The organism is Christiangramia sp. 3-2217-3z (assembly GCF_051195275.1).
GTDB lineage: Bacteria > Bacteroidota > Bacteroidia > Flavobacteriales > Flavobacteriaceae > Christiangramia > Christiangramia marina.
Genome location: NZ_JBNJLI010000024.1, coordinates 1 through 4,108, shown reverse-complemented (window position 1 = coordinate 4,108; position 4,108 = coordinate 1). Strand labels below are relative to the sequence as shown.

The following is a 4,108-nucleotide window of genomic DNA, read 5'->3' as shown; positions in this document are numbered from 1 at the left end:
TGCTGCTTAAAATTTATTGAAAATGGTTTGTTTTTGATCTTGGAATACGGTTATCGCCAGTTGGCGGAGTAAGGGACTCGGATTTGTCGGCTTGGTATTGATTAGTTGGTCAAGTTAATTATTTTCTTTCTAACGCTGCCGCTTATTGGCGATGAACCATTGTTGTTGCAAGTTTTTGTTCTCTAATTTTGTTTAGGAGGAGGCGGAGGAGGCATTGGAACCATTCTCAATGGTCTATCTCTGAAATAAATTTTCAAGTATAAAGTATCCGCATTTTCCTTATTTAGTTGATTGAATCTTTCTGATAGATTGATTAAGAAATCTTCAATTTCATCCGACTTAGTCTTTTCTTTAAAATAAACTTCTATTCCAGCGCGATCTGGTGAATCGGAATAATTGAAATCTTTACCATTATTTAAAAGATGTCTTTTTAAAATTATTCCTAAACTATCTATAGAATGTTTGATATTATAATTGGTGAGAATTGAATCATTTTGAATGAATATTCGTGAACGAAATGTTGGACAACTTATAATATTACTTTCTGAACATTCATACCAGGGGAAGAGCTTAAATTTTCCCTTTTTTGATGAATAATTTATTATTGGAATAGAATCTTGACAAGCAATTCGGTCAATTTCCTTTAGTAGTTCTGAATAATCTTCGACATCCTCAATTGATATATCTGAAAGATTAGTTCTATCATTAAATTTTTCTCTTTCTGGATAATAGTAAACTTCTTTTTTAGGACTATTCTTTTCCTCCCTTTGATTACAAGAGAATAAACTTAAAATTAGAATCAATGATATGTAGATTACTTTCATAAAAAATTTGCTACAACGGTTACGGTTATCGCCAGTTGGCGGAGTGAGGGAACGCGGACTTGTCGGCTTAGTATTGTTTCGTTGGTCAAATTAATTATTTTCTTTTTAAACTACCGCTTATTGGCGATTAACCGTTGTTACCTGCTGGCGATTAGCTGTAACTTTCTTCTAGTTTTTTCATTATCTGTTGATATATTTCATCAAAACTCGAATCCTCATTTTGGTAATAATTCTCTAATTGATTAAAAACTATTTTGGATTTTGACCAAAGTCTATCATATTCAAACCTTCCAGCTTCTTTTCCATAGTTTACCTCTATTATCTTTGCTGTAAGTCCACGAACTATTATTTCATCTATGTTTGTACGTTCATTTGCAAATTTTTCTTCCTTAAGTTTGTCATCAAATTCATCCGAATAATACTTTTCAAATAATTGATCGGTATACAAATGTGAGTTTTCGTGAAATGTAATTCTTCTGTTTGTTTCATTCCACTTTGGAGTCAAGATTTTGTTAGTTTCAAGAGAATCTGATTTTTCACAAATATTGGCTAAAACGTATCTTCTAATCGAGTCATTTTTTGGCAAAAAATTTATCGATCTACTTGTGATTTTATTTAAAGGATCGAAGTAAATCTTAAGATTTGAATTTGTTTTAGTTTTGTAGAAATCATTTAATTTATTCGTTACTTCATTTGATTCAATTGAATCTTTAAGTGGTTCAAAATTTACTTTATAATTGGTTTTAAAATCAATAGTTTCCTTGAAGTCAGCTAGCATCTTAGATACCCAATCTAAATTTTCTCCATACCAATCAAATTGACTTTTTAAAATAGATTTATCTAAATTCTTCTTTGGCTGCAAATCTTCATCCAGAGCTAATGCAAGCATCGGCAAGTCTCCATTCCATAAATCGCCTTTAGCAATTCTTTGAACAAGTGGATGGTCTGAATATTTTTTATATGGCAAATAGTGTTTGGAGTAAAATTGATCTTTGCAAGGTCTTAAATTTGGCGAAATGCTATCCATAATTGCCAAGTTGTAGGCTAATCTAAAAAGTTGCACTCTGTCATCTACTTCAATAGATATTTTAGAATCTTCCTTATTGATTATTTCCTTTTCGGATTTTTTATTATGATTACAGCTTAATTGGACTAAGGAAAGTATGAGTAGTAAGAACTTAATATTTCTAATCATTCAATTTTCTTCTTTTCTGGATTTTAATTTCGCTTGCAGGTAACGGTTTCGGTTATCGCCAGTTGGCGGAGTAGGGGACACGGATTTGTCGGCTTAGTATTAGTTTGTAGGTCAAGTTAATTATTTTCTTACTAACGCTGCCGTCTATTGGCGATTAACCGTTGTTAGCTAGCGTTTAATTCTCCCATTTTGTTTTAAGAATAGTTCCAACTGGATATTTTTCTTTTTTAAAATTATACAAATAGGATTTTCCAATCGTCGTATTTTCAAATATAGAATCTGGTTCAATGAACATCTCCATATTTTCTGTTTGAAATATTATATTTTTATTTACTCCGTCATTTTTTCCTTTATTCACCGTTATTAACCAATGCTCGCCTTCGTATTGTGTTTCTGGAATATTTTTAATATCTGTAATTTTCGCTACAATTGGTTTGTTTAAAAATTGTTTTCGATATTTTGGAGGTATTTGATTTAAATCAAGGTTTACTTCATTTGTATCTTTTTTTTCTCGCTTATGCACTAAATACCAACCATTCTCATCTGGTTCAGAACCAATATTGTAATAATAAGCAAACTGGTCATAATCAGTATTGTTTTCTTCAAAACCAAAAAAAGATAAATTCTCGTTTGAGAGTAGATATTCATTTTTATTCCAATTAACAATTTTGAAATTTGTTTTAATTCTCAAGCTATCTAATCCGTATGGTAGATTCTTTATAGTTGGATTTTCCATTGGAGAATCTTCTGGATAAATTTCTATTTCAACATTTTCAGGTTTTAATTTTATTTTATCCTTACTTTTTAAATAAGAGCCATAGAATTTTCTTTTTTCTCCTCCTCCAAAACAACTGAAAAGACTAGTTTCAAAAGTAAATTTGTCATTGGACAATAAATCAAGTTTTAAGCGCATATTAAAACCTTCTGCTTTATAAAAAGTAGTATCAACTAGAGTATTTAAATTTTTCGTATGATTTTGCTTTTGTTCAGAACAAGAACAAGTAATTAAAACTATCAAAATTAGAAAAATTTTCTTCATATTAAATGCTAGCTAACGGTTACGGTTATCGCAAGTTGCGGGAGTAGGGATGCGGACTTGTCGGATTAACTCTTTTGATTCTTGGTTACTAAAATTACACTTTTTCGACTAAACCCGGTATTTGCGATGAACCGATGTTGGCAACTGGCGTTAAGTCAGGATCTTTCTTATTTCTTTGTCTTGAAAAGTGACTATTCCATTTTTAATATTGTTCTCAAAATATTCTTTGTAACCACTTCCTTTTATCCTTTCTGCAATTTCTTTTGAAGTCAATAATCTTTTAGGATTAGGAACTGTGAGAGTCAATATTAAAAAATCGAATTCTTTCATTTCTTCGGTCCAGTCAATATCAATTATTCCATTTTTATTGATTATTTCTTTTTCGTTTTCAATTGTGTAAATAGAATTATCAAAATTGTAATTAGAATATATCTCGCCCCATCTTTCTTTAATGATTTGAAGGTTTCTATTTTCTTCTAATTCAGGATTAATCATTAAACCAACGGTTCCCCACTTTTTATTTAAGGATGTTTTATCATTCTTCCAGAGTCCTTCTGCACCTGCCATTGCAAAGGCCTGTTCCTCTAAAATTCTAGCATTTTTAATTCTCTTTTTGAAAGGAACAATAAAAGCTGTACCATAATCGGTGGAATTATGGTTTGTTACAATCATCGTAAATGTGTTTTCCCTAGTTATAGACTCTCTTCCATATCTAATTCTAAGTCTGGTTGGAATTTTATTTTCCAATGGTTCAAGAAAAAGATTTCTCCATTTTTTTCTTTTAGGAGTATTTTCCCAAAATAGAGATCCTATAATTATTGCTCCTCCTTTGTAATTCATTTTATTTCGCTTGTTGCCAACGGCTCCGGTTATCGCAAGTTGCGGGAGTAGGGATGCGGACTTGTCGGATTAGTTATTTTAATAATTGGTCTCTAAAATAAACATTTTTATCAAACACCCGTTATTTGCGATTAACCGTTGTTACATGCTGGTGCGACACAGCCGAGTGAGAACCTCAGATATGCCGCTGTCGGGAATACACATTCTTCT

The 4,108-nt window shown here is 31.2% G+C and carries 4 protein-coding genes; all 4 read right to left on the bottom strand.

The genetic code is table 11. From position 1 onward, the window contains the following. Window positions 1–182: 182 nt before the first annotated feature. The 4 genes from ACSHZO_RS15675 to ACSHZO_RS15660 all read right to left on the bottom strand — a co-directional run bounded on the left by ACSHZO_RS15675 (window position 183) and on the right by ACSHZO_RS15660 (window position 3,898). Window positions 183–824, bottom strand: a complete 642-nt coding sequence (locus tag ACSHZO_RS15675) for a hypothetical protein (protein ID WP_298248394.1) — start codon at window positions 822–824, stop codon at window positions 183–185. A gap of 151 nt (window positions 825–975) precedes the next feature. Further along, a complete protein-coding gene (locus tag ACSHZO_RS15670) occupies window positions 976–2,019 on the bottom strand; it encodes a hypothetical protein (protein WP_298248393.1) in 1,044 nt (347 codons plus the stop codon). A gap of 175 nt (window positions 2,020–2,194) precedes the next feature. Then, a complete protein-coding gene (locus ACSHZO_RS15665; RefSeq protein ID WP_298248392.1) occupies window positions 2,195–3,058 on the bottom strand; it encodes a hypothetical protein in 864 nt (287 codons plus the stop codon). 150 nt (window positions 3,059–3,208) lie between these two features. Then, window positions 3,209–3,898, bottom strand: coding sequence for a hypothetical protein (locus tag ACSHZO_RS15660; RefSeq protein ID WP_298248391.1), 690 nt, complete (start codon window positions 3,896–3,898; stop codon window positions 3,209–3,211). Window positions 3,899–4,108 lie beyond the last annotated feature (210 nt).